Annotated in this window: 24 protein-coding genes; 7 read left to right on the plus strand and 17 right to left on the minus strand. The window is 72.5% G+C overall.

Going from position 1 to position 25280, the window contains the following annotated elements; genetic code table 11:
- Genes Voc01_RS09675 through Voc01_RS09685 form a run of 3 tightly spaced genes read right to left on the minus strand, consistent with a single transcriptional unit; the run spans position 1 to position 1372 of the window.
- The gene (locus Voc01_RS09675; RefSeq protein WP_203926972.1) at positions 1–138 is read right to left on the minus strand and encodes a hypothetical protein; all 138 of its coding nucleotides are present in this window, start codon (positions 136–138) and stop codon (positions 1–3) included.
- Entirely contained in the window at positions 135–614 is a 480-nt protein-coding gene (locus Voc01_RS09680) for a MaoC/PaaZ C-terminal domain-containing protein (RefSeq protein WP_203926973.1), read from the minus strand. Before Voc01_RS09680 ends, Voc01_RS09675 begins: the two co-directional genes overlap by 4 nt.
- On the minus strand, positions 614–1372 hold the full coding sequence (locus Voc01_RS09685; protein ID WP_203926974.1) for an ABC transporter ATP-binding protein: 759 nt from the start codon (positions 1370–1372) through the stop codon (positions 614–616). Before Voc01_RS09685 ends, Voc01_RS09680 begins: the two co-directional genes overlap by 1 nt.
- A 65-nt stretch (positions 1373–1437) precedes the next feature.
- Between Voc01_RS09685 and Voc01_RS09690 the strand changes: the two genes are divergently transcribed.
- Positions 1438–1644: a hypothetical protein gene (locus Voc01_RS09690; protein WP_203926975.1), complete on the plus strand. Its 207-nt coding sequence runs from the start codon at positions 1438–1440 to the stop codon at positions 1642–1644.
- Positions 1645–1663: 19 nt separating this feature from the next.
- Here the strand turns inward: Voc01_RS09690 and Voc01_RS54025 are convergent, their stop codons facing one another.
- Positions 1664–2608, minus strand: a complete 945-nt coding sequence (locus tag Voc01_RS54025; RefSeq protein ID WP_203926976.1) for an NUDIX domain-containing protein — start codon at positions 2606–2608, stop codon at positions 1664–1666.
- 9 nt (positions 2609–2617) lie between these two features.
- On the minus strand, positions 2618–3214 hold the full coding sequence (locus tag Voc01_RS09700; RefSeq protein ID WP_203926977.1) for a nucleoside/nucleotide kinase family protein: 597 nt from the start codon (positions 3212–3214) through the stop codon (positions 2618–2620).
- Between the two features lie 127 nt (positions 3215–3341).
- Between Voc01_RS09700 and Voc01_RS09705 the strand changes: the two genes are divergently transcribed.
- Positions 3342–4907 carry an AMP-binding protein gene (locus tag Voc01_RS09705; RefSeq protein ID WP_203926978.1) on the plus strand — a complete coding sequence of 522 codons (1566 nt, stop codon included), beginning with the start codon at positions 3342–3344 and terminating at the stop codon, positions 4905–4907.
- Here Voc01_RS09705 and Voc01_RS09710 read toward each other — a convergent pair.
- Positions 4843–5715 carry a hypothetical protein gene (locus tag Voc01_RS09710; RefSeq protein ID WP_203926979.1) on the minus strand — a complete coding sequence of 291 codons (873 nt, stop codon included), beginning with the start codon at positions 5713–5715 and terminating at the stop codon, positions 4843–4845. The two genes, Voc01_RS09705 and Voc01_RS09710, sit on opposite strands and share 65 nt — an antisense overlap.
- A gap of 152 nt (positions 5716–5867) precedes the next feature.
- Between Voc01_RS09710 and Voc01_RS09715 the strand changes: the two genes are divergently transcribed.
- Entirely contained in the window at positions 5868–6974 is a 1107-nt protein-coding gene (locus tag Voc01_RS09715; protein WP_203926980.1) for a sensor histidine kinase, read from the plus strand.
- Positions 6971–7621, plus strand: a complete 651-nt coding sequence (locus Voc01_RS09720) for a response regulator (RefSeq protein ID WP_203926981.1) — start codon at positions 6971–6973, stop codon at positions 7619–7621. Before Voc01_RS09715 ends, Voc01_RS09720 begins: the two co-directional genes overlap by 4 nt.
- Positions 7622–7693: 72 nt before the next feature.
- Here Voc01_RS09720 and Voc01_RS09725 read toward each other — a convergent pair whose 3' ends face one another.
- The 8 genes from Voc01_RS09725 to Voc01_RS09755 form a co-directional block, all read right to left on the minus strand.
- The gene (locus tag Voc01_RS09725; protein WP_203926982.1) at positions 7694–9319 is read right to left on the minus strand and encodes a fucose isomerase; all 1626 of its coding nucleotides are present in this window, start codon (positions 9317–9319) and stop codon (positions 7694–7696) included.
- A 9-nt stretch (positions 9320–9328) separates the two neighbouring features.
- On the minus strand, positions 9329–10807 hold the full coding sequence (locus tag Voc01_RS09730) for an FGGY-family carbohydrate kinase (RefSeq protein WP_203926983.1): 1479 nt from the start codon (positions 10805–10807) through the stop codon (positions 9329–9331).
- Positions 10804–11817, minus strand: a complete 1014-nt coding sequence (locus Voc01_RS09735) for a LacI family DNA-binding transcriptional regulator (RefSeq protein ID WP_239160078.1) — start codon at positions 11815–11817, stop codon at positions 10804–10806. Before Voc01_RS09735 ends, Voc01_RS09730 begins: the two co-directional genes overlap by 4 nt.
- Complete coding sequence (locus Voc01_RS52965; protein ID WP_239160079.1) at positions 11814–12434, minus strand: hypothetical protein; 621 nt, start codon at positions 12432–12434, stop codon at positions 11814–11816. The genes Voc01_RS09735 and Voc01_RS52965 overlap by 4 nt, the downstream gene beginning before the upstream one ends.
- Positions 12431–13246 (minus strand): carbohydrate ABC transporter permease, encoded by an 816-nt coding sequence (locus Voc01_RS09740; protein WP_203926985.1) that lies wholly within the window; start codon positions 13244–13246, stop codon positions 12431–12433. The genes Voc01_RS52965 and Voc01_RS09740 overlap by 4 nt, the downstream gene beginning before the upstream one ends.
- Positions 13243–14187, minus strand: a complete 945-nt coding sequence (locus Voc01_RS09745) for a carbohydrate ABC transporter permease (RefSeq protein ID WP_203926986.1) — start codon at positions 14185–14187, stop codon at positions 13243–13245. Before Voc01_RS09745 ends, Voc01_RS09740 begins: the two co-directional genes overlap by 4 nt.
- A gap of 8 nt (positions 14188–14195) precedes the next feature.
- The gene (locus Voc01_RS09750; RefSeq protein ID WP_203926987.1) at positions 14196–15509 is read right to left on the minus strand and encodes an ABC transporter substrate-binding protein; all 1314 of its coding nucleotides are present in this window, start codon (positions 15507–15509) and stop codon (positions 14196–14198) included.
- Positions 15510–15645: 136 nt separating this feature from the next.
- Complete coding sequence (locus Voc01_RS09755; RefSeq protein WP_203926988.1) at positions 15646–16620, minus strand: LacI family DNA-binding transcriptional regulator; 975 nt, start codon at positions 16618–16620, stop codon at positions 15646–15648.
- Positions 16621–16765: 145 nt separating this feature from the next.
- Here Voc01_RS09755 and Voc01_RS09760 point away from each other — a divergent pair, with 145 nt between their 5' ends.
- Together Voc01_RS09760 and Voc01_RS09765 are read left to right on the plus strand one after the other, a co-directional pair.
- Positions 16766–19237: a GH116 family glycosyl hydrolase gene (locus Voc01_RS09760; RefSeq protein WP_203926989.1), complete on the plus strand. Its 2472-nt coding sequence runs from the start codon at positions 16766–16768 to the stop codon at positions 19235–19237.
- 22 nt (positions 19238–19259) lie between these two features.
- Positions 19260–20573: an outer membrane protein assembly factor BamB family protein gene (locus Voc01_RS09765; protein WP_203926990.1), complete on the plus strand. Its 1314-nt coding sequence runs from the start codon at positions 19260–19262 to the stop codon at positions 20571–20573.
- Here the strand turns inward: Voc01_RS09765 and Voc01_RS09770 are convergent.
- Together Voc01_RS09770 and Voc01_RS09775 are read right to left on the minus strand one after the other, a co-directional pair.
- A complete protein-coding gene (locus Voc01_RS09770) occupies positions 20555–21196 on the minus strand; it encodes a response regulator (RefSeq protein WP_203926991.1) in 642 nt (213 codons plus the stop codon). The two genes, Voc01_RS09765 and Voc01_RS09770, sit on opposite strands and share 19 nt — an antisense overlap.
- The gene (locus Voc01_RS09775) at positions 21193–22335 is read right to left on the minus strand and encodes a sensor histidine kinase (protein ID WP_203926992.1); all 1143 of its coding nucleotides are present in this window, start codon (positions 22333–22335) and stop codon (positions 21193–21195) included. The genes Voc01_RS09770 and Voc01_RS09775 overlap by 4 nt, the downstream gene beginning before the upstream one ends.
- Before the next feature lie 116 nt (positions 22336–22451).
- Between Voc01_RS09775 and Voc01_RS09780 the strand changes: the two genes are divergently transcribed.
- Entirely contained in the window at positions 22452–23873 is a 1422-nt protein-coding gene (locus tag Voc01_RS09780) for a serine hydrolase domain-containing protein (protein WP_203926993.1), read from the plus strand.
- A 3-nt stretch (positions 23874–23876) separates the two neighbouring features.
- On the opposite strand, the gene Voc01_RS09785 is transcribed toward Voc01_RS09780, so the two are convergent.
- A complete protein-coding gene (locus Voc01_RS09785) occupies positions 23877–25229 on the minus strand; it encodes a cellulase family glycosylhydrolase (protein WP_203926994.1) in 1353 nt (450 codons plus the stop codon).
- Between the last annotated feature and the right edge of the window lie 51 nt (positions 25230–25280).

Genomic DNA, 25280 nt, shown 5'->3' on the forward strand with positions numbered 1-25280 from the left:
TCAGTGGATGAACTCGCCCATGGCGCCGCCGCGCGCGTCGGCGGAGGCGTCGGACCGGGCGGGCATGGCCAGGCCGAACGCCTCGGCCGCCGACCGCTGCTGCTGCACCGCCGTCCAGACCGTCGACATGGCGCTCACGGCGCAACCGGAAGCGGCCGCAGCAGATAACTGCGCTTCATGCGCAGCACGGTCTCGTCGCGCTGGTTCAGCACGGTGTCGTGGACCCTGCCGAACCAGGCCGTGCCCTTCGGGGTCTCGTGGAACTCGGCGACCTCGATCTCGATCCGGATCGTGTCGCCGGCGAACACCGGCCTGTCGTACCGGACCTCGTCGATGCCGAGCGCTGCGTGGCAGTCGAGCCCGGCGGCGTTCCAGGCGGCGTACATCGTGGTCGAGGTGAGCCCGGCGGTGACCGCGACCAGGCACGGCCCGCCGAGGATGGGACGCCCGAACACCGTGCCGCGCGTGTACTCCGCGTCGGTGTGCAGCGGGCCGTTCTCCCACGACGCGTTGATGATGGCCGAGAACTCGGCCTCGGTGAGCGTGCGGGCCGGGGTGCGCAGCACGGCACCGGCGGCGAACGCCACCGGCAGCCGCGGGGTGAGGGTGGCCATCAGCGCGCGACCGCCTCGTCGACCGACAGCCCCTGGGTGTCCTTCATGGACGCCAGGATCTCGTGCGTCAGCTCGCGGCTGACGTCGAACAGCCGCGGGTCGTCGTAGCTGCGCGGCAGCGGCACGTCGACGTCGATGATCCGGTGCACGGTGGACGGGCGGTTCGACATGAGCGCCACCCGGTCGGAGAGCACGGCCGCCTCGAACACGGTGTGCGTGACGAACACGAACGCGGTGCTGGTCTCCTGCTGCCGCAGTTCGAGCAGGAGCTGGCGCAGGCTCCGGGCGGTGAACTCGTCGAGGCCGCTGAACGGCTCGTCCATCAGCAGCACCGGCGCGTGCAGCACGAACGCCCGGGCGAGCGCGGTGCGCTGCTGCATGCCGCCGGAGATCTGGTGCGGGTGGTGGTTCTCGAACCCGCTGAGGCCCACCCGCGTCAGCAGCGGCATGACCCGGTCACCCCACTCGGCCCTCGGCACGCCGCTCGCCTTGAGGGAGAACTCGACGTTCTGCTTCACCGTCTTCCAGGGCAGCAGCCGCGGCTCCTGGGACACGTAGCTGAACGGCAGACCCTTGGACGTGGTACGGATCTCCGCGGTACCCGTGAAGTCGCGGTCGAGGCCGCTGAGCATGTTCAGCACCGTCGACTCGCCGCACCCGGACGGGCCGACGAGCGAGACGAACTCGTCGTCGGCCACCTCCAGGTTCATGCCGTCGACGACCGTCGTGAAGCCGTTGCGGGTGCGGAACCCCTTCACCAGGTCCCTGATGACGATCGAAGTCGGCCGACATCACCAAGTCGATCCTGCGCGCCAACCCCGACGTGAAGGGCATCTACGGCGCCAACGAAGGCTCCGCGATCGGCGTGGTCAAGGGCATCCAGGAGAGCGGGAAGACCGGTGTCGTGGTCGTCGACGCGATCGACGGGAAGTCGCTGCCGAAGACCGTCGACACGGGCTACTTCTGGTACGACAAGACGAACATCGACCAGCCCGAGATCCAGGCCGTCCTCTACAAGGTGAGGCCCTGACGGCGGCCGCGTCCGGGTGTCACGGGCGTGGCCGCTCAAGGCCCGTGTTCGCGGACCCCTGAGCGGCCACGCCCTTCAGAGCCCGCGTGAGCAGGTCGACGTAGGCGGGGTGGGTGAGGTCGAGCACGGGCAGGTCGCCGGCCGCCCACCAGGCGATCCGCTCGTGCTCGTGGGGCACCAGGTTCACCGGCTCGCCCCGCCAGCTCCGGACGATCCAGAGCGACATCTCGATCCCGATCGTGTCGTCGACGATCCGGTGCCACGGCCCGGCGAGGTCGGCGTCGACGCCGATCTCCTCGCGCAGCTCCCGGCGCGCCGCGTCGCGGGGCGATTCGCCGGGCTCGACGTGGCCGCCGGGCAGGTCCCACCGCCCCGGGTAGTTGGCCCGGTCCCTGCTCCGCAGGCCGAGCAGGACGCGGCCGTCGGCGACCAGGATCCCGGTCGCCACGGCCACCCGCCCCGACGGCCGGCCCTCGAACGGGAACGTGGCGAGCACGGTCCGGCCGGAGTCGTCGGTGACCGTCCACTGTGCCTCGTCGACCACGCAGGACAGGTCCAGCGTCCGGCCGCGCAGGGCCGCCCAGCAGCCCTCGGGGGCGTCGGCGGTGCGCGGGTGCGCGATGGTCGTGTGGAACGGGTAGCCGCTGAACCGCTGCGGTGGAAGCAGCAGCCGGTCGCGCAGCGCGGTCAGCCCGCCGGTCGGGTCGGCGACGGCGGCGTAGACCCCGCCCCGGCCGTCGTCGTCACATGCGACGTCCCCGATCCGCAACCGGATCGGAGGCGTCTCGGCGGCCGCCTCGGCGAGCCGGTCGAGCAGGAGCCCCGCGTCGACGGTCTCCTCGGGATAGACGACGGTGACGTGCGGCGGCGCGAGCCGCGCCATGACCGGGTCCCATCGCGACCGCAGCCGGTCGAGCGCCTCGGCGACCGGGCCACCGAGCTGTAGACCCACGTGCCGCCGCATCCGCCCTGTCTAGCACGCCGTCCGGTGGGCGCGGGCGGCCACCACCCACGCGCGGAGGTCGGCGGCGGATCCGGCCGCCGAGCGGTCGGTGGTGTCGAGGACGGTGACCGTCCACCGTGGATCGTCGGCGGTCCAGGCGGTCCACCGGTTCCACACCATCCCGGGCCAGGCGTCGGTCGTGATGACCTCCTGGCGGTGACGGGGGTCGGCGGCGTGGCCGCGGTGCCAGTGGGCCCAGCCGACGCAGGCCCGCCTGGCGGCGTCGTCCCAGCGGCCGGGGTCGCGGGCCTCCAGGCGGCGGAGCCGTTCGCCGTCGGCCACGTCGACCAGCGCGGCGGCCAGCCCGTCGAGGTGGACCGCCGACGGGGTGGCGAGCACCTCGCCCAGCGGCGACTGCCCCAGCAGGAGCACGTCGACCCCGGCGGACTGGTACTCCAGCACCCGGCGCAGCCACTGCTCCATGGAGCGCTGGCGCCAGCGCAGGTCGGCGCCGTCGGGCACACCGATCTCGTCGAAGTCGTGCACGGCGAGGTGGGGCAGGTCGGCGCAGGCCCGGCCGGCGGTGCTCTTCCCGGAGCACATCGAGCCGGCGACAGTCAACAGCATCGGAACAGCGTGCGCCCGGTCGGGCCGCACGCACGACCGGTTTACCACCCGCCGACCGCTTGACCCCCGCAGCCCGGCCGATCATGCTGACCGGCACCGAAGTACCGACGATGCCAACGGAGGACCGGTGGTCTACAGCAGCAGGTACCCGGACGTGGCGGTGGTCGACGAGGCCATCCACGCGCGGGTGCTGGGCCAGGCGGCCCGTCGGGGGTCGGCGCCGGCCCTGGTCGACACGGTCAGCGGGCGCACGATCACGTACGGCGAGCTGGCCGTGCTGGTCCAGCGGCTCGCGGCGGGGCTCGCCGCCGAGGGCATCGGCAAGGGGGACGTGGTGGCGCTGCACTCGCCGAACACGGTTCTCTTCCCTGTGGTCTTCTACGCGACGACCACCGCCGGCGGCACCGTGACCACCCTGTCGCCGCTCGCCACCGCACCGGAGATCGCCAAGCAGCTCCTCGACTCGGGCGCCCGGATCCTGGTGACGGTGTCGCCGTTGCTCGCGGCCGCGAACGGCGCTGTCGAGATCGTGCGGGACCGCACGGGCAGCGCGATCGAGGTGCTCGTGTGCGACGAGGCCGCCGGTCACCGGTCCATCCTGAGCCTTCTGCGCGATGGAGAGGTGCCGCCCTCCGACCTCGACCCCGCGACCGACGTCGCGGTGCTGCCGTACTCGAGCGGCACCACCGGCACGCCGAAGGGCGTGATGCTCACGCACCGGAACATCTCCACGAACCTGGAACAGCTCACCGACCTCCACCGGGTGGAGGAGGGCGACCGGATCATCGCGATCCTGCCGTTCTTCCACATCTACGGGATGGCGGTGCTGCTCAACAACGCGCTGATGCGCGGCGCGACGGTGTACGTGCACCCGCGGTTCGACCTCGACGCGTTCCTGACGAGCCTCGAACGCGACCGGATCACCCACGCCTACATCGCGCCGCCGGTGATGCTCGTGCTCGCGAAGCACCCGGCGGTGGCGAAGCTCGACCTGTCGAACCTCAGGCGCATCATCTGCGCCGCCGCGCCGCTCGACGCGGGGCTGCAGAAGGCGGTCGCCGACCGGCTCGGTGTCGAGATCGGGCAGGCGTACGGGATGACCGAGCTGTCGCCCGGCACGCACATCCACGTCGACGGCAACCTCGACGAGCCGGTCGCCTGCGTGGGTCATCTGTTCCCCTCGACGAAGGCCCGGCTGGTGGACCCGGCGACCGGCGCCGACGTGGCCACCGGCGAGCCCGGCGAGCTGTGGATCAGCGGACCCCAGGTGATGAAGGGCTACTTCGGCCGGCCCGAGGACACCGACGCGATGGTCGACGCCGACGGCTGGCTGCACACCGGCGACATCGCCCGCGTCGACGAGGACGGCAACTGGTTCATCGTCGACCGCGTCAAGGAGCTCATCAAGTACAAGGGCTACCAGGTGGCGCCGGCGGAGCTGGAAGCCGTGCTGCTGAACCATCCCGCGATCGCCGACGCCGCCGTGATCGGCGTGTACGACGAGGAGAACAACGAGGTCCCGAAGGCGTTCGTGGTGCCGATGCCGGGCGCGGAGGTGAGCCCGGAGAGCGTGATGGAGTACGTGGCCGGGCAGGTCGCGCCGTACAAGAAGGTGCGGCAGGTCGAGTTCATCGACGCGGTACCGAAGGCTGCCTCGGGGAAGATCCTGCGCCGACAGCTCCGGGAGCGCTAGCCGGCCGGGCCTGCGCGGCGAGCGCCCGGTTCCCCCATCGCGTGCGTCCCCACGGCTTCACGACCGACAGGACCGTCGCGACCCACAACGCGACCGTGAACGCGGCCAGGCACGCCGTCAACGCCGCCGCCGTGCCGCCGGGGACCGCGGCCGGGTCGGCCGTGCGGGCGGCCAGCTCGTCCGCGAGCGCGTTCTCGACCGTGCCGGCGACGATCGGGATGCTCAGGGAGATGACGAACTTGGTGAGCACCCACCGGTACCGCACCAGGCCCCACTTCGAGCCGAGCGACACCACGAGCCCGGTGACGATCGACAGCGCCATCGACGGGATCGCCGCCGCCAGGTCGACGACGTGCAGCACCTCGTAGGCGCCGTGGCGCATCGCGTGCGAGTCGGCCAGCTGGCCGATCAGGGCCAGCACCGTCATCGTGAGCGCCACCCCGAGCCACCCGACGCTGACACCGACGTGCAGCACGAGCCACACGCGGCGCGTCCGCGGCGCCATGCGGGGGAACCGCGGCCGGGCGCGCGCCAGGATCAGCAGCGAGACCACGATGCCGACGAGCGTCACCGAGCTGCCGACGCTGAACACGAACTGCAGCGGCGCGAGCGCCAGGTGCGTGACGATCGCGATCCGGCGGCCGCGCCCGTCCCACCGGCGGGCGGCGACCGCCGACAGGACGGCGCCCACCGCGTACCCGACGACGCCCAGGACGCGGAAGAACGCCGGTCCGCCGGCGACGAGGAGCACGCCGGTGGCGACAGCGGCAAAGGCGACGAAAGTCCACAGGAGTCGGCGAGGGGTCACGCGTCGACGCTAGGGTCGGCGGCCGGCGCCGCGCATCCGGCGGAGGAACCACCGGCGGTCCATCCAAGGTCTCCCGTCGCGCGGCCGGCTACGACCTTCGGCTGAGTCCATCGGCGGAGGGCAGACACGGGGAACGCGCCTAGACTCGCCACATGGTCAGGGCCCGGCTGGTCGACGGCGCGCTCGCCGTGCCCTGTCTGCTCGCCGGGGTGCTGCCGGCGCTGCAGTCCGGGCTGTTCGAGGGGTCACCGGTCGTCGACCGGCGGGCGCCGATCGTGGTCACCGCCGTTGTGGGGACCGCGACAGCGCTGGCCGTTCTCGTGCGGCGCACCCGTCCCGCGCTGGTGTACGCCGGTGCCGTGCTGGGGTGGCTCGTCGCCGGCGCGTGGCCCGCGATCCCCGTGGCGCAGTACGCCGTCGGCGCGTACGTCGGCCCGGCCCGGCTGCGGGCGGCGCTCACCGCCGTGATGGTCGCGGCCGTGTCGACCCCGATGTGGTTGGCGTACGGCGCCGACGCCACGCTCCCCATCGGGCTGGTCATGTGTGTCGTGCCGGTGCTCGCCGGGATGTACCTGGCGTCGCGGCGCGAACTGGTCGCCACCCTCGAGGAGCGGGCGCGCCGCAACCTCCACGAGGAACGGCTGCGCCTCGACCGGGCGCGTGCCGAGGAGCGCGCGCAGATCGCCCGCGACATGCACGACGTCGTCACGCACCGGGTCTCGCTGATGGTCCTGCACGCGACGGCGCTGGAGGCCGCGCGGGGAGGCGACGCCGTACGGATCGGCGGCCAGATCCAGACCATCGGACGCACCGCGCTGGCCGAGCTGCGCACCCTGGTGGGCGTGCTCCGCGACGGCGGAGCGGTGCCGCTGCGGCCGCAGCCGGGAATCGCCGACCTGGGCGAGCTGGTCGACGGGTCGCGCGCGCTGGGGCTCGCCGTCGAGCTGTCCATTGTGGACGGTGAGCCGGTGTCGCCGCTCGTGGAGCACGCGACGTACCGGGTCGTGCAGGAGGCGCTCACGAACGTCCACAAGCACGCGCCCACCGCGCGCACGACGGTGCGGGTGGGCCGTGACCGCGCCGACCTCACGGTCGTGGTCCGCAACGGGCCGGGCGCCGCACGGGAGACCCCAGGGGCGGCGGGTGGCGGTCACGGGTTGCTCGGGGCCGGCGAGCGGGTCCGGCTCATCGGTGGGACGCTGCGCACCGCGCGCCTGCCCGACGGCGGCTTCGAGGTCGTCGCCCGGATGCCGGCATGATCCGGCTCCTCATCGTCGACGACGAGTGGATGGTGCGCGCCATGCTGCGGACGATCATGTCGGCCTACGACGACATCGAGGTCGTCGGCGAGGCCGACGACGGCCACGGCGCGGTGCGGCAGGCGCGCGACACCGCACCCGACGTCGTGCTGATGGACATCCGGATGCCCCGGTCCGACGGCCTCGCCGCCACGGCCGCGCTCGCCCGCTTCCCCGACCCGCCCAAGGTCGTGGTGCTGACCACGTTCGAGCTCGACGAGTACGTCGAGACGGCGCTGCGCCACGGCGCGGTCGGCTTCCTGCTCAAGGACGCCACCGCCGACCAGATGGTCGGCGCCGTACGCAGCGCCGCGGCCGGCGACGCCATGCTCTCCCCGCGCGTGACCCGGCGCCTGCTGCACCGGTTCGCCGAGCCCACGGACCCGCACCGCGGCGAGGCGCTGCGCCGCATCGGGGTCCTCACCGACAAGGAGCGCGAGGTGCTGGCCGCCGTCGGCGAGGGCCTGCAGAACAACGAGATCGGCCGGCGCCTGCACCTCAGCGAGGCCACCGTGAAGAGCCACGTGAGCCGGCTGCTGGCCAAGCTCCAGCTGACCAACCGCGTGCAGGCCGCGATCCTCGCCCACCGGGCCGGCCTCGTCCGCTGAGTCCGCCCCGGCGGGCGGGAAGGGCCCACGACGGTCCGCTGCTCGACGCCGTCACCGGGCCCGGTGGGCCGGTCAGACTCCGCAATGGTGCACGTGCACGCCGAGCTCCGCGAACAGCGCGGCCTTGACGGCCAGGGCCCGGTCGGCGGTCTCGTCGTCGGGGGCGTAGGCGACGTTGAGGTGGTTGGCCCTGTGCCTGGCCATGAACTGGTCGCGGTCGACCCCGTGCAGCACCGCGTGCATGATCGGCCACGCGGGCGTGGTGGCCTTCGAGCGGCGCTCGGTCTCCTCCGCGGGCAGCTCGACGGCCGTCGCCCGGCCCAGGTCGACGTGCAGCGCCCCGCCCTGCACGAAGACGCGGCTCCACACCACCGCGCCGGGCCGGCAGACGCCCTTGATCGTCGACCCGCCGAGCGGGAAGTACACCGGGTCCTGCCGCCAGCCGACCGCGCCGGCGTAGCCGCCGTCCAGGTGCGACGGTGGCACCGACCCGGAGATCTCCCACACCCACACGAACCGGCCGTCGTACTCCTCGCCCCACCGCACGTCGTGCAGCGTGGTGGCCGGGTCGAGGCCCATCGCGGTCCAGATGCGGTTGGTCACCAGGGAGTCGACCGCCACGCCCTCGTCGACCTCGTTGAAGTGCGGCAGCGGCACGCCGTCCCACAGCACGCGGGAACCGTCGCGCGAGGTCACCGGCGGGCGGTCGGCGTTGTTGAGGAGACCCTCGGCGAGGTCCGACGCGGGCGACAGGTCCTTCAGGCCCTGCTGGTACTGGATCCCCACGGCGTCGAGCCCGAAGTCGTCACTGATCCGCAGCGCGGCGATGTACATCTTGTACTGCCACCGCAGCTGCGCCTCGGTGAGCTCGGTCGCCTCGTCGGTGCCGAGCCGGAACGTCATCCCCTTGGCGCGCAGCCACTCCCCGACCGCGTCGGCCTCGGCGTCGGGCACGCGCTGCATCTCGGCCCACAGCGCGCTCTGCGACAGCCGCTCCTTGTAGATGCCGGTCGGGTTCAGCAGCTCGTCGTCGATGATGGCGTTGTACATGCCCATGCAGCCCTCGTCGAAGACGCCGATGATGGCCTTGTCGTCGCGCAGCTGCCGGGCCAGCGCCACGCCGAGGTCGCGCTCCGGTCCGTCCGTCACCGCCGGCACGTCGCGGACGTGCGACTGGTCGTGCTCGATGCGTCCGGTCTCGACCCAGCTGCGGATGCCGTCGCGGAACCAGTCGTCGGTGAAGTCGACACTCCAGATCGTCGAGTACGGCACGCCCATCTTCGCCATTCCCGCGTTGAGCCCGAGCAGCCCCACGAGGCCCGGCCAGTCACCGGCGAAGTTCGCGACCGTGAGGATCGGCCCGCGGTGCGTGCGCAGCCCCGCGAGGACGTGGTGGGAGTACTGCCACACGGCCTCCGCCACGATCAGCGGGGCCTCGGGCGGGATCCGCTTGAACACCTCGATGCCCATGCGCTGGCTGGAGATGAACCCGTGCCCCGCACCGGGGTCGACGTCGTGGGCGCGCCTCACGGTCCACCCGAGGTCGGCGAAGACGGCCGTGACGGCCGCCTCCATCCGCTCCTGGGTGGGCCAGCCGGCGATGTTGGCGCTCGGGCGGAGGTCGCCGCTCGCGATGAGGTAGGCGGTGTTCGGCTCGGCGGCGGGGCGCTCGGTGGGCGCGGGGAACGCGTAGGTCACGGGTGTCTCCTACAGGTCGGCGGCGGCCCGCTGACGGGCCGCCAGCGCGTGGGCGGTGGTTCTCGTGGCGGGGTACAGGTCGCGGTAGAGGGCGTACAGCTCGTCGTAGCCGGCACGGTTCGCCGGATCGGGCTCGACGGTGTGCGCCGGCGGGTTCCAGGCGGCGATGTCGGCGCCGGTGGTGGCGCGGGCGGCCAGGTACGCCGCGCCGTAGCTCGCGCCGATCGTCACGGTCGGCACCGCCTGCGCGAGCCCGGTGACGTCGCTGACGATGCGGGTCCACAGGCCGCCGCGGGTGCCACCGCCGACGGCCACCACGCGGTCGACCCCTGCGCCGGCGGCGCGCAGCACCTCGACGTTGTGCCGCACGCCCAGCGCGGTCGCCTCCAGCGCGGCCCGGTACAGGTCTCCGCGCGTGTGGCCGACCGTGAGGCCGGCGACCATGCCGCGGGCGTCCGGGTCCAGGACCGGGGTCCGTTCGCCGGCGAAGTACGGCAGCATCAGCAGCCCGCGCGCGCCCGGACCGGACGCCCGCGCCTCCGCGAGCAGGTCGGCGTAGCCGGCGCCGGTGAGGCCGCGCAGCCAGCCGGTGAGCGCGCCGGACGTGGCCATGCCGCCGGCGAGGTTGGTGGAGCCGCGGAACGCGCCGACCGTCCCCCACATCGACGGGCACGTCGACGCCTCCCGACCGGTGGCGATCAGGAACATCGTGGTGCCGTACATGAGCATCAGGTCGCCGGGGTTCTGCGCGTCGGCGCTGACGGCCTCGGCCCACGCGTCGATGGTCCCGGCGACCACCGGGACGCCCGCGGGGATCCCGGCGACCGGCTCCCGCACGACGCCCACGATCTCGTCGGACCAGAACAGGTCGGGCAGTTCGAGCCTCTCCGCGAGGAGCGGCGCCCAGTCGGCGTGCCAGCCGCCGGTGTGCCGGTCGAACATCGGCGTGCACTGGCTGGCCGAGTGGCGGTCCACTGTGTACCGTCCGGTCAGCTTGTACGCCAACCACGACGCGGGCATGAAGAGCCGGCGTGCCCGCGCCCACACGTGCGGCTCGTGCGCCGCGACCCAGCGCAGCTTCGGTCCGACCGCCTGGGTCGACAGCACCGAGCCGCACGCCTCCAGGATCGCGTCGGCGCCGCCGAGCTCCGCGGTGAGCGCGTCGATCTCGGCGGTCGCGCGGGTGTCGACGCCGTACAGGATCGCCGGCCGCAGCGGGGTTCCGTGCCCGTCGGTGAGCAGCACGCAGGGTCCCATCCCGCTGACGCCGACCGCGGTGACCGGCACGTCGGGCCGGGCCGCCGTCAGCTCCGCGGCGAGGTCGCGGAACTCCGTCCACCACAGCTCGCCGTCCATCTCGACGTGTCCGGGGTAGGGCCGTCGCACCTCGTGCTCGCGGACGGCGGTGGCGAGCAGCCGCCCGTCGCCGTCGACGAGCACGCCCTTGCCGCTGGACGTGCCGATGTCGACCCCGACAAACGCGGTCACCGCGCCATCCTCCCAGCTCCCGGGTGCAGAGTTCCCGGGCGCAGAGTTCCCGTGTGCAGGACCACCGTGCGGGCCGGACCGTCGTCGCCGTCCAGCCGCGCGAGCAGCAGACCGGCGGCGGCCGCGCCGAGCTCGCGGGCCGGCAGGTCCACCACCTGCACGCCGCGCTGCCCGAACGACCCGAACGGCAGGTCGCCGAGCACCGCGAGCCCGAAGTCCGGTGTCCGCAACCCGGCCTCGTGCAACGCCTCCAGGGCTCCGGCGGCCATCAGGTTGTTGGTCACGACCGCGGCGTCCGGCGGTTCGGCCAGGCCCAGCAGGTCGGCCATCGCCGCGCGACCGCCGGACACGCGGTAGTCGGCGTACCGGACCAGATCGTCGGCGGCGCCGGTGGCCTTGCGCCAGCCCTCCAGCCGCTGCTGCGCCGTCTCGACGCCGCGCGGACCGGTGATGCACGCGACCCGCGTGTGCCCGGCCGCCAGCAGCAGCTCGGCCGCGGTGCGTCCGCCGGCCCGGTTGTCGACGGTCACCGCGTCGATGTCGAGCCGCGCCAGCCCGCGGTCGACCGCGACGACCGGCCGGCGGCTGGCGACGAGCGCCCCGATGTCGCTGACGTCGCCGGCCGGCGCGAGGATCACGCCGGCCATGTGCTCGGCGAGCGCGATCGCCAGGTACGTCGACTCGCGGGCGGGGTCCTCGTCGGTGTTGCACAGCACCACCGAGTAGCCGGCGGCGCGGGCGCGGTCCTCGACCCCGCGGGCGAGGGCGGTGAAGAACGGGTTCTCGATGTCGGGGATCAGCAACGCGATCACCGCCGAGGTGCGGCCGCGCAGTCGCCGGGCCGTGCGGTTCGGCGTGAAGCCCAGCTCGGCGGCGGCCGTCCGCACGAGCCTCGTCGACTCCGCCGAGACGCGCGCCCCGTTGAGGACCCGGCTCACGGTCGCGGGAGAGACGCCGGCCCGGGCCGCGACCTCGTAGATGGTCACCGCCTGCGTGGGTACCTCTGTCACGAACTGTTCTGCATCTCGTCGACCCGGTCGAGGAGCTCCGCGGTCTGCGTGGCGGCGATCGTCAGCAGCAGCGCGGGAACCACCGGCAGCAGTACGCCACCGGACGCCGCCACCGCGAAGCCGCCGAGGCATCCGAGGGCGGCCAGCGTCAGCGCCCACGCGGGGCGCACCGCGGCGAGGATCAGCCCGCCCCGCAACGCTTCCAGCCCCGTCCGGTCGCGCACCGCGCCGTACGCGAACGCCGACGGCAGCACGAACAGCAGCGCCGCCGCGCCGACGGCGCCCGCGTACCGCAGACCGTCCACAGTGAACAGTGCGGCGCACAGTGCCACGCCGGCCGCGGTCACGGCCGCCAGCACCGGGTCCACCCGCCACAGCAGCGACAGCCGGGCCGCGTCACCGCGGGCCACGACCGCCGCGAACCGCGCGAGCCCGGTCAGGGCAAGGGCCAACGGGACCAGCGTGAGCGCGACCATCCACGCCGGCGCGCCGGCGGAGGCGGCCACGGCGAGCGGCAGCGCGGAGAGCGCGACGAGCAGCCCCGCCGCGAGCGTGCGCGGCAGCTCGTGCCAGCACAGCTCGGCGCCGCGCCGGGCCAACCACGGGAGAGAGTTCACAGTTTCAGTCCGCTCGACGCGATCGACTGGACGATGTACCGCTGCGCCATGAGGAACACGACGAGCACCGGCACGATCGCCATCGTGATGCCGGCCGCGATCGTGCCCAGCGAGCCGGTGGAGAAGCGGCCGGCCAGCAGGACCAGGCCCACCGGCAGCGTCTGCTTCCCGGTGTCGTTGATCATCACCAACGGCAGCAGGAGGTCGTTCCACCAGTAGGTGAAGCACAGGATGCCGAGCGTCGCGACCGACGGTCCGCTCAACGGCAGGATGATCCGGGTGAACGTGCGGAAGTGACCGGCGCCGTCGATGCGCGCCGCCTCCTCCAGCTGTGCGGGCAGCGTGAGGAAGTGCTGGCGCAGCAGGAAGATGCCGAACGCGCTGAAGATGCCCGGCAGGATCAGCGACCACAGCGTGTTGGTGAGGCTGAGCTTCGACATCACCAGGAACAGCGGCACGATCGTCACCTGGATCGGGATCATCAGCGACCCGATGACGACCGCGAACAGCACTCCCTTACCCCGGAACTTCAGGCGGGCGAACGCGTATCCGGCCGTGGCGCACGTGACGATCTGCGCGACGGTGACGGTGGTCGACACGATGATGGAGTTGGCGAAGAACCGGAAGTACGGCACCTGGTCGGTCACCTTGCCGAAGTTCCCGGCGGTGAGGTTGCCGGCGGTGAACGTCGGCGGGAGCCGGTACAGCTCGGCGTCCGACGCCGACAGCGCGCCCCGGAAGATCCAGAGGAACGGCGCGGCGATCGCGAACGCGGCGACCGCCAGGATGACGAACGTGGGGATCCGTTTCATTCGTAGAACGTCCATCTGCGCGACAGGCGGAACTGGATGGCGGTGAGCACGATCAGCACGAGCATGAACGTGATGCCGATTGCCGAGGCGTAGCCGAGGTCGAAGTCGCCGAAGGCGCGGTCGTACAGGTACTCGACGATCGTGCGGCTCGAGTCGCCCGGCCCGCCCTGGGTCAGCACCCTTGGCTCGGCGAAGATCTGGAACGAGTTGATCGTGTTGATGACCACGAGGAAGAAGATGGTCGGCGACAGGAGCGGGAACGTGATGCGCCAGAACCGGGTCCACGCATTGGCACCGTCCATGATGGACGCCTCGCGCAGTTCGCCGGGTATCGCCTGCAGGCCGGCGATGTAGACGAGGATCGAGAACCCGATCGTCTTCCACGAGTTCACGATGATCACCGAGATCGGCGCCCACGTCGACGAGCCGAGCCAGTCGACGCGGTCGACCCCCACGGTTCCCAGCGCCCAGTTCACCAGGCCGAGGTCCTTGTTGAGCAGGAACCGCCAGATCAGCGCCACCGCCGAGGCCGACACCACGAACGGGAACAGGAACGACAGCCGGAACGTCGCGCGCAGCCAGCGCGGCATCCGGGTCTCCAGCAGCACCGCCAGCAACAGGCCGAGCACCACGTTGATGGCCAGGATCACCAGCGCCATGTACGTGGTCGACCCGTAGACCTTGAGCAGCCGCTCGTCCTCCGCGAGCCGCTCGAAGTTGTCGAAGCCGACGTAGGTGCCGTCGCTCAGCAGGTTCCAGTCGTAGAAGCTGAGGTACAGCACGCCCAGGGTCGGCGCGAGCACGAACACGAGGAACGTGACGATCGACGGCGACAGGAAGCCGAGCGCGGCCAGGCCGTCGCCACGGCGCCCGCGGCGTGGGCCCGGAGGCCCGGGATCAGCCGCCGTGGCGACCCCGGGCTCCGTGGTTTGCAGTGTCATGAGAGTCCTCAGCAGGAGACGATGCTGCTCAGTTCGCCCTGCATGTTCTTGAGCCCGGCGTCGACGGTCGCCTCGCCGCCGAAGATGAGCTGCAGGTGCCGCAGCACGGTCGCCTCGAACGTGCTGTACTTCGCCGGGGCGGGGTACGGCACCAGGGTCGGGTGCTTGTCGATGCTGTCGTAGTAGAGGCTCGAGTTCGCCGGCAGCACGCCCACCTCGGTGATGGTCTTCGCCACCGAGCGGCGCGACGGGATGGAGTCACCGGGCTTGTCCGGTGTTCCCACGTACTGCTTCTGGATCTCGGTGCTCACGGTGAACTTCTGGAACTCCCACGCCAGGTCGGGGTTCTTCGACGACTTGAGGATCGGGTACCCGGCGCCGCCGAACACCGTCTTGTACGTATCACCCTTCGGGTACAGCTGGATGTCGAACGCCTTGAACCCGGCCGGCAGGAACGTGCCGATCGGCCAGCGGCCGGCGCCGAACATCGCGACCTGTCCGTTCTGGAACCGGGTGAACACGTCGCTCATCGGCATCGGCGCGGGTGCGATGTTCTCGGTGATGAGCCCGCGCAGGAACGTGACGGCCTTGTTCACCGGCGCCGAGTCGGCCGTCGCCTTGCAGACGTCGTCGCTGGTGAGGTTGCCGTTGGCGTTGGCCACCCACGGCATGATGCCCGGGAAGATCTCGTTGCTGGCCCAGGTGAAGCCGTACTGGTCGTTGCGGCCGTCGCCGTTGGTGTCGACGGACAGCTTCTTCGCGGTCTCCTTGAACTGGTCCCAGGTCCAGTCGGCCTTCGGCGGCTCGATCCCGGCCTTCTTGAACACGTCGGTGTTGTAGTAGACGACCATGTCGTTCCAGCCCCACGTCAGGGTGACGATGTCGCCCTTGACCTTGAAGCCGTCGATGAGGCCGGGTGCGATGTCGTCGACGAGGGTCTTCGCCTCGTCGTCCTTGTCGAGGTACTCGTTGATCGGGCGCACGAGGTTGTTCGAGTGCACGAACTGCGCGCCCTCGCCCGAGATCACCATCAGGTCGGGACGCTTGCCCGACGCGATGAGCGTGGCGACGTTGGCGTAGTAGGTGCCCCAGTTCTCCCCCGTCACCGGGGTGAGCGTGACCGTGACGCCGGGGTTCTTCGCCGCGAAGGCGTCGGCGGTGGCCTTGTTTCCGGTCTCGGCGGCGGGGCCGTAGTTCCAGTAGACGATGTCGAGCGACTTGTCGTCGCCCGAGCCGGAGTCGTCGCCGGAGCAGGCCGCAAGGGTGGTCGCCGTCAGCGCGGCGGTCGCGAACATCGCGACCCTGCGGAACGGGAATTTCATGATCCGGGTGTCCCTCTCCGTGGGAAGCGGGTGTGGTGGGTGGGCACAGCCAAACCCAAGAAATCGATTTCGTCAAGGTCGTGTTGCGAGATCGCGCGCATACGTCACCACCTGGGACGCTGCGCGGGGATATCGATTACACGCCGGCGGTGGCGACTTCCGCCCGCAGGATCACCGTGCGGGCCGGCTGGGTGTCGCCGCCGATGCGGTCGAGCAGCATCGTGGCCGCGGTGAGCCCGAGATGGCGGGCCGGCAGCCGGACCTGTATGACGTTCGCGGGGGGCACGACCAGGTAGGGAAGCTCGCCGAGGACCGCCAGGCCGAAGCGCTCGGACGTGATCCCGGCGCCCTGCAACGCGTGCAGCGCGCCGACCGCCATGAGGTTGTTCGTGGTGACCACCGCGTCGGGCGGCTCGGGCAGGGCGAGCAGCGCGGACATCGCCTGCTGTCCCCCGTCCACCCGGAAGTTCGCGTGCTGGAGGTAGTGCTCGGCCGGACCGGCGCCGCGGGCCGTGACCACCTGGCGCCAGCCCAGGAAGCGGTCCTCGGTGTCCTCGATGCCGGCCGGACCGGCGATGCAGGCCACCCGGCGGTACCCGGCGTCGAACAGCGCCACGGTGGCCGCGATCCCGGCCGCCCGGTTGTCGATCTTCACCGCGTCGACCGGGTACGGGGTCGTCCGGTCGACGGCCACGACGGGCCGACCGAGGGAGGCGATCGATCCCAGATCGGCCTCGTCGGACGCCGGCGACAGGATGACGCCCGCGACCTCCTCCGACGCCGCGACCTGCAGGTACCGCCGCTCCTTCGCCGGGTCGTCGTCGGTGTTGCAGAGCATCACCGAGTAGCCGGCCTCCCACGCCCGGTCCTCCACGCCGCGCGCGAGGGCGGTGTAGAACGGGTTCTCGATGTCCGGGACCAGCAGCGTGATGATCTCCGAACTGCGCTTGCGCAGCCGGCGGGCGGTCTTGTTGGGCGTGAAGCTGAGCTGCGCGGCCGCGTCGCGGACGAGGCGCTGCTTCTCCGGCGAGACGGTCTGCCCGTTCAACACCCGCGACACCGTCGCGGGCGACACCCCGGCAAGCGCCGCCACCTCGTAGATCGTGGCCATGGGGCCCCACTGTAGTTGCCGCTTGACACCCGTGGCGCGGCTCCTCTAGCTTTGCGAAATCGATATGAGAAATCGATTTCACCGCCGGAACCTCCTTGCGGCACCGCCCCTGTCCCGCTGTCTCATTTCGTGCAAGGAGGCGACCATGCGTCGGTTCACCGGCGACGCCCGGCGCGCGGTCGCGTTCCCGCTGGGCGGCTTCGGCACCGGCCACGTCGCCCTGTGCGGCGACGGGGCGCTGCGCCAGTGGCAGCTGTCCGGGGTCCCGAACCACGGCGCGCACCTGCCCGACAGCTTCTTCGCGATCCGGGTCTCCTCGCTGGAGCCGCCGGACGACGTCGTGCGGCTGCTGCGCGCGTCGCCGATCGCCCGACACGTTCGCCCGGCGCCCAACGTGAGCGACGCCGACGTGCCCGACGCGGGCGACCTGCCGCCCTGGCCGACCGTCGCCGGCACCGAGTTCCGCGCGGCGTACCCGTTCGCCTCCGTGGACTACCTCGACGACGCGCTGCCGGTGGCGGTGTCGCTGGAGGCCTGCACGCCGTTCGTACCGCTCGACTCCGACGCGAGCTCGCTGCCGCTCGTGCGCTACCGCTTCACCATCACCAACACCGGCAGCCTCTTCCGTCACGGCTTCCTGCTGTCGACGCTGCAGAACGCGGCCGGCTGGGACGGGGTCACCCCGCTGTCCGGCACGCGCGGCGCGGGCTACGGCGGCAACGTCAACCGCGTGCTGCGCCGGCCCGGGCAGACCGGCGTGCTGATGGACAACCCCACGCTGGCCGACGACGACGCGGCGCACGGCGAGCTTCTCCTGTGGACCGACGCGCCCGCCGCTGTGCTGCCGCGCGCCGCCGATGCCGCGTCGATGCTGCGGTTCGTCGAGACCGCCCGCCTGGTGACCCCGACGCAGCTGGGCGACTTCGGTGACGCGGCCCTGCGCGCGGCGGTGGCCGACGGCGTCTCGCCGATGCGGGTACCGAGCGGACCCAGCCCCGCCGGGCACACGTGGAACGCGGCACTGGCGGTCGCGTTCGCGCTCCGGCCCGGCCAGACCACCACGGTGGACGTCGTGCACGCGTGGTGGTTCCCCAACCGCTACGCCGACTTCGACCGGTTCGGGCCGGCGCATCCCTACGGCCGCAGCAGGTTCCGGGTCGGCAACCACTACGCCACGAGGTTCGGCGGCGCGGTCGACGTGCTCGACGCCTACCTCACCGACCGCGAGCGGCTCGACACCGGCTCGCGCGACTGGGCAACGCTGGTCTCGTCGAGCGACCTGCCGCCGGCGCTCAAGGACGTGGTGTCGGCGCAGGGCAGCCTGGTGCGCTCCCCCACCCTGTTCCGCACCGCCGACGGTCACGTGTACGGCTTCGAGGGCGCCCTCGGCGCGTCGACCCGCAACTGGAACGGCGACGCCGGCGGCTCGTGCCCGCTCAACTGCAACCACGTCTTCAACTACGAGCAGGCGCTGGCCCGGCTGTTCCCCGACCTCGGCCGCGACATGCGCGAGACCGAGTTCGCCGTGCAGGCGCCGGAGGGCTACCTCCCGCACCGGGTGGTGCTGCCGCGCTACCTCCCGCAGCTGCACGGGGTACCGATCGGCGGGCCGGTGCGGCCGGCCCTCGACGGCATGCTCGGCGCGGTGCTCAAGACGTACCGGTCGGTGCTCGACGGCGCGGGCCTGCCGTGGCTGCGGTCGGTGTGGCCGTCGCTGGTCCGGTTGATGGACCACGTGTCGTCCACCTGGGACGGCAGCGGCGACGGCGTGCTGCGCGGCGACCAGCCGGTGACCTACGACATCAGCCTCCACGGGCCTAACATGTTCGTCGGCGGGCTGTGGCTGGCCGCGCTGCGCGCGATGGGCCGGATGGCGTCCCTCGTGGACGAGCCATCGTCCTACGGGGACCGGTTCCTGCTCGCCTCGAAGGCCTACGACACGCTGCTGTGGAACGGCGAGTACTACACGCAGCCGGTGACCGGCGAGGAGTACGACTTCGGCCAGGGGTGCCTCAGCGACCAGCTGCTCGGCCAGTGGTGGGCGCACCAGCTCGGCCTCGGGCACCTGCTGCCGGCCGACCGGGTCCGCTCGGCCCTGCGCGCGATCGTGCGGCACAACCTGCGCACCGGGTTCACCGACCACGGGTACCGCGTCTTCGCCGACGGCGACGAGACCGGGCTGGTCGTGTGCACCTGGCCCGACGGTGGCCGGCCGGCCGTTCCCCTGCGCTACTGCGACGAGGTGTGGACCGGCGTGGAGTACCAGGTCGCCGCGCACTGCCTCGCGGAAGGGCTCGTCGACGAGGCGACGCGCGTCGTCGACGCGATCCGCGAGCGGCACGACGGCACGCGGCGCAACCCGTTCAACGAGATCGAGTGCGGCGACCACTACGTGCGCGCGATGGCCGGCTGGTCGCTGCTCGACACGTGGACCGGCGTGCGTTACGACGCGCCGGCCGGCGTGCTGCGCGTGGGCCGGCGCCCCGGACGGTTCCCGTTCGTGGCCGGCACCGCGTGGGGCGCGGTGACCGTGCGGACCGACGGAACCGCGTCGATCGAGGTCATCGGCGGTGCGCTCGCACCGGGCACGGTCGTCCGGGTGGACCCGGCCGGGTAGTCTCCTCGATTGGCGTCGCTGGATGCCTGACGACGGGGGGCTGTCGATGCGTCGGATCGTGGGGACCGTGCTGCTCCTGGTGGCACTCACCGGGTGTACCGAGCCGTTCGAACCCATCGAGGGGATCGCCGGTCCGTCGGCGACGCCGCCGGTCGACGTGAAGACGGCCGACCCGCCCACGCGCTTCCCCGACAAGCCCTACAAGGAGCTCGAGATCAGCACCGACGCCGAGGAGGTGCTGCTGCACGGGCTCACCGCGGTCGTGCCCGTACACGGCAGTGCCGTTCTCTCGGCCGGAACGGGCGACGAGATCCGGCTGGTCGACACCCGCACCGCCACGGTCCGGCAGTCGGTCAAGCCGACCCACCCGCTGCCCAAGGGCGAGGTCCTCGCGCTTCCCACGCTCACGACCGTGAACGGGCGGGCGACCGTGCTCATGCCGTTCCTCGCCGAGGCGCCGGCGCAGGGCACCACCCCGGGCCGGCCCATGCTCGAGGTGACGTCGATCGACCCGAACAACGGTGAGGTCGACTGGCGCTTCGAGATCCCGCTCGACGGATGGACGGCGCCCACCGGGAACAACGTCGCCGAGGTGCGGATCGCCGGCGTCGACGACGGCGTGGCCGTGATCCGGCTCGAGGAGAACAACCGGACGCGGATGCGCGGCGACACCTACGCGGTCGACCTGGCGACCCGCAAGGTCCTGTGGCACCAGACCGGGTTCGAGTCGCGGGCCGTGGCCGGTGGTGTGGTCGTCGGTCGCCGGCCGGGCACCGGGCAGTCGCCACCGGTCCAGGTGCTCGGGCTCGACGTGCGTACCGGTCGGCAGAAGTGGGCCTCGGCCCGCCCGACGGACTCGCTGCGCGACGTCCACCCGGCCGGGCCGACGCTGGCGATCGTCGGCGGCGCCCTCGGCGGGAACCAGGACTACCTCGATGTCGTCGACATCGCCTCCGGGAAGGTCGTGCGGAGCCGGTCGCAGAAGTCCGGTGAGCGCGGTCTCCTCGTCACCGGCCGCTGCGTGTACGACGAGCGGTCGGTCGTCGTCTGCGACGGCACCGACTGGATCATGGGAATCGACGCGACCAGCGGTGCCGAGCTGTGGTCGATCGTCGATGGCGGCCAGCGGCTGCTGCTCCACCCCACCGGTGCGTGGCACGGGGCCGTCTACGGCTGGGTCGACGGCCCGAAACCGGTGGTGCTCGACGCGCGGACCGGCGCCGACCGGGAGGCGAACCCGGGCACGTCGCCCTCGGTGGTCAACGCGTCGATGGCGATCGGCCCGTGGCCGGGCACCCCCAACGCGGGATCGGCCATCTACCCGGTTCTCGGCTGACCCAGGCCCGCCTCGTATCCGGCGATCACCAGCTGCGCGCGGTCGCGGGCGTCCAGTTTGGACAGTAGGCGGCCGACGTGGGTCTTCAGGGTGCCGCGGCTGATGTGCAGCGCCGCCTCGATCTCCGCGTTCGACAGGCCGCGCGTGACGAGCGTGAGGACCTCGGTCTCGCGGGCCGTCAGGTCGGGAAGGACGCGCCGGGCGCGGCCCGTGAACGCGTCGATGAGGCGGCGGGTGACGGTCGGTGCCAGCAGCGCCTCGCCGGCGGCGACCGTGTGGATGGCGTCGACCAGGCGCGGCGGGGTGGTGTCCTTCAGGAGGAAGCCGCTCGCGCCGGCGTGCAGGGCGCGGTAGACGAGGTCGTCGAGGTCGAACGTGGTCAGCACCAGGACGCGCGGGGCGTTCGCCCCGGCGGTGATGAGCGCGGTGGCCCCGATGCCGTCGAGGTCGGGCATGCGCACGTCCATCAGCACGACGTCGGGCCGCTGCCGCGCGGCTTCCGCCACCGCCGCGCGTCCCGTCGCCGCCTCACCGACCACGACGAGACCCGGCGTGCCATCGACCAGCGTACGTACCGTCCCGCGGTAGCGGGGCTCGTCGTCGGCGAGGAGAACCCGGATCATGCCGGGACCGGGAGCGTGGCGCGGACGGCGAAGCCGCCGTCGGCGAGCGGACCGGCGGACAGCGTGCCGCCGTGCAGCGCGACCCGTTCGCGCATGCCGAGCAGGCCGTGCCCGGGTCGACCGGCGGGCCGCGGCGCGCACCCGGCGCCGTCGTCGACGACGGCGACCGCCAGCGCGCCGCCGGCCACGGCGACGGTGACCCGGCACCGGCTGGAGGGTGCGTGCCGACGCACGTTGGTCAGCGCCTCCTGCACGATGCGGTAGGCCGACGCGACGACCGCGGCCGGCACCGCGGACAGGTCCCCGCGCTCGACGGTGACCTCGACACCGGCGGCGCGGGTCTGCTCGACGAGCCGGTCGAGGTTCGTGATGGAGGGCGGGTCGTCGTCACGGACCCCGTCGAGCACGAGGCGGACGTCGGCGAGCGCCGTCCGGCTCACCTCCTCGATGGTCCGCAACGCGTCGTCGCGTCCGGTGCCGAGATGGGTGGCCACGGCGGCCCTCGTGGCGATCAGGCTCAGGTTGTGGCCGACCACGTCGTGCACGTCGCGGGCGATGCGCAGCCGCTCCTCGGCCACCGCCCGCGCCGTGAGCGAGCGGGCGAACTGGTCGGCGTGCCGGCGCCGGGCGGCCAGGACCCGTGCCAGGGCCCACGATCCGCCGAGCACGACGACGCAGAACGCGGTCGCCGACGCCGGTGTCGCCGAGAACGACTCGCTGTGCGGGTCGTCGACGGGGTGGACGGGCAGGTCGGCCACCGCCGCGTCGACCAGCCCCGGACCCACCACCCCGGCGACGGCCACGGCCAGCGCCCAGGCGCCCGCCCGGGCCGACCGGAGCGCGACCGGGTACAGCGCGTACGCCACCGCGTACACGACGGGCTCCGGACGGACACCGCCGAACAGCCCGACCGCGCCCGCGGCGAGCACCGCGCCGAGCACCGGCACCGGCCACCGCCGCCGCACCGCGAGCGGCGTGCCGACCAGCGCGGCCGGGACCCACACCGCGACCCCCGCTCCCGGTGGACGCATCAGCACCGCGGCGGCCACGACCGCCGCCGCCACGAGCACGTCGACCGCGGCGAGCGCGAGCGGCTGGGCCGCGGCGAGCGCGCGACGGGCGATCGGGGGCGGCGGCACGGGATCCACGGTAACGGCGCGGGCGGGGCGGGCCATCGGACCGGGGTCCGATGCACCCGACGGATCGGACCCCGGTCCGATGTGACGCCCGGGGTCGGCGCGGCACCGTCGGCAGGGTGCTGATCCGACTCCTCACCACCGCGGTGCTCGCCACGACACCCGTGTACGCACCCGCCACAGTGGACACCGCCGCCTCCATCGACGCCGTGGTGCGCGAGTACCTCGACGCCACCGGCGTGCCCGGTGCCGCGGTGGCCGTCACGCACGGCCGCACCGTCGTCCGTACGGCGGGGTACGGACGCACGGCGCGCGGCGACGCCGTGACAGACCGGACCGTGCTGGCGGTCGCGTCGGTGAGCAAGTCGATGACCGCGCTGGCCGTGATGCAGCTCGTCGACGCCGGCCGGGTGCGGCTCGACGAGCCGGTGCGCACCTATCTGCCCGAGTTCACGATGGCCGACGACCGGGCGGCCCGGATCACCGTGCGGCACCTGCTCGACCAGAGCTCCGGAATGTCCGACACGACGTTCCGCTCGTTCAGCGGTCCCCGGGTCCGCACCCTGCGGGAGGCGGTGGCGGCGATGCGCACGGCCCGGCTCGCCGCCGACCCCGGCGAGCGGTTCGAGTACCACAACCCCAACTTCCAGGTCGCCGCCCGGCTGGTCGAGGTGGTCGGCGGCGAACCGTTCGACGTGTACCTGCGCCGGCACGTGTTCGAACCGCTCGGCATGACCGACAGCCGCACCGCCTCCACCGCCGACGAACTTCCGCCGGACGCCCGCGGGCACATCCTGGTCGCCGGGTTCCCGCTGGCGCTGCCGGAGCCGCCCGCGTTCGGCGCCGGCTCGGGCGGCGTTCTCAGCACGGCGCGGGACATGGCGCGCTGGCTGGTCACGCAGAACGGCGACGGTGCGCCGGTGCTGTCGGCGGCCGGGCTCGCCGGGACGCACCGCCGGTCGGCCGGCGACTACGGGCTGGGCTGGTTCGTCGGTACCACGAGGGGCGGCGCCCCGATCGTCAGCCACGACGGCACGATGCTCACGTTCACGGCCTACCAGGCCCTGCTGCCCGACAGCGGGTACGGCGTGGCGGTGATGGTCAACGCGCGGACCGGCTACGCCGACGCCGGCGTGCTCGGCGACGCCCTGGTCGACCTCGTCGAGGGCCGGCGGCCGGCGCCGCCGGACACGTCGGCGACGTGGATCGACGTGGTGCTGCTGGCGCTGCTCGCCGTCCCCGTCCCGCTCGCCGTGCGCGGGGTGCGGCGCGCCGGCAGGTGGCGTCACCGTCCCGTGTGGACGGTCATGCGGCTGCTGCCGTACCTCGCCCCGCTCGCGGTGTTCGTGACGATGCACCGAGTCGCGGGCTTCCTCTACCGCGGCCGCGACGTCTCCTGGACGCAGACCGTCTACCTGTACCCGGCGTTCATGCTGCTGCTCCTGGTCACCGCGCTCGCGGCGGTGACGGTCGTGGCGGCGCGCCTGGCACACGTGATCCGGCGGGGACGGGCCGGCGCGCCCGTCCCCGCCGGAAGCTGACCGTCAGGTCGCGGTGCAGGACAGCGTCGGAACGCTGTTCGTGCCGGTCCAGGAACCGAGGAACCCGAACGTCGTGCTCACGCCGGCGCCGACGCTGCCGTTGTAGCCCACGTTCCGGGCGGTGACGGCGGCACCGCTGCTGGTGATCGTGGCGCTCCAGTGGCTGTTGACCCGCTGCCCGTTGGCGAACGTCCAGGTGACCGTCCAGCCGGTGATCGCCGCGCTGCCCGCGGTGACCCGGACCTCGCCCTGGAACCCGCCCGGCCACTGGCCGGTGACCGAGTACGTCGCGCTGCAGCCCCGCGAGGGCGGCTGGCTCGACGGCGGCTGCGACGACGGCTGCTGCGACGGCTGGGACGACGACGGCGGGTTGCCGGGACCGCCGCCGAACACCGACGCCTCCCGGGACGTGGCCCGGATCCCGTTGGCGCCGTTGATGATCCGGGTTCCCCACGTGGTGATCTGGGCCGGGTCGAAGTTCAGCACCATGTCGAGGATCGGGTCGGTGTTGCCGCTCCACGACCAGCCGAGGTACCCGATGCCGCGGGCCTGCGCCTCGGCCAGGATCGTGTTGTGGTCGACCTCGCCCGAGTTGAACTGCCACCCGAACTCGCCGATCACCAGCGGCCAGTTGTTGCGCTGGAAGGTGTCGAGGTAGGCGGTGATGCTCGCGGCGGTGTTGAAGACCGCGTACATGTGGATCGACAGCACCGTGTTCCTCAGGGTGTCGGCGTCGAGGACCGTCTGCGCGTTGTCGCGCATCGTGTACTGCCAGTCCTGGCCCCAGTTCGGCGCGTCGACCATCAGCAGGTGCTGGAAACCGTTGCTGCGCAGCTTCTGGATCGCGGCCACGGTCGCGGCGGTCCACTGGCCCGCGTTGGTGTTGCCGATCGGCTCGTTGCCGATGTTGATGACGACGTAGTTCTCCTGGCCGACCAGGTTCGCCTTCTGGCTGATCCAGTAGTTGGCGGCCTCGTCGAGGCTCGCGGCGGCGCCCTCCTCGCCGTACCCGGTGGTGTCGTGCACCTCGAGCACGCAGATCAGCCGGTTCTGCTTGCACAGCTGGATGACCTGCGGCACGTCGTTCGACGGGCCCCACCGCTTGCCGGTGCCGAGCACCACGCGCACGGTGTTGGCGCCGGTCGCCTTGATGTCGGCGAACGCGCGGGTCTGGCCGGTGTACCAGACGTGCGGGTGGTTGATCCCGCGCATGACGAAGTTCTGGCCGTTGGCCTCGACGATGGTGCGGCCGCTGATGTGCAGGCCGACGGCGGCAGACGCCGGCTGCACGTAGACCGCCACCGACGCCACGACGGCGAGCACGGCAACGGCGAGGATCCTGAGACGTCTCTTCATGACCTACCTCGGACGGTGGATGAGCGGGGAGGCCCGATCTCCCGCACCGTA

The sequence above is a fragment of the Virgisporangium ochraceum genome (assembly GCF_016863655.1).
Classification (GTDB): domain Bacteria; phylum Actinomycetota; class Actinomycetes; order Mycobacteriales; family Micromonosporaceae; genus Virgisporangium; species Virgisporangium ochraceum.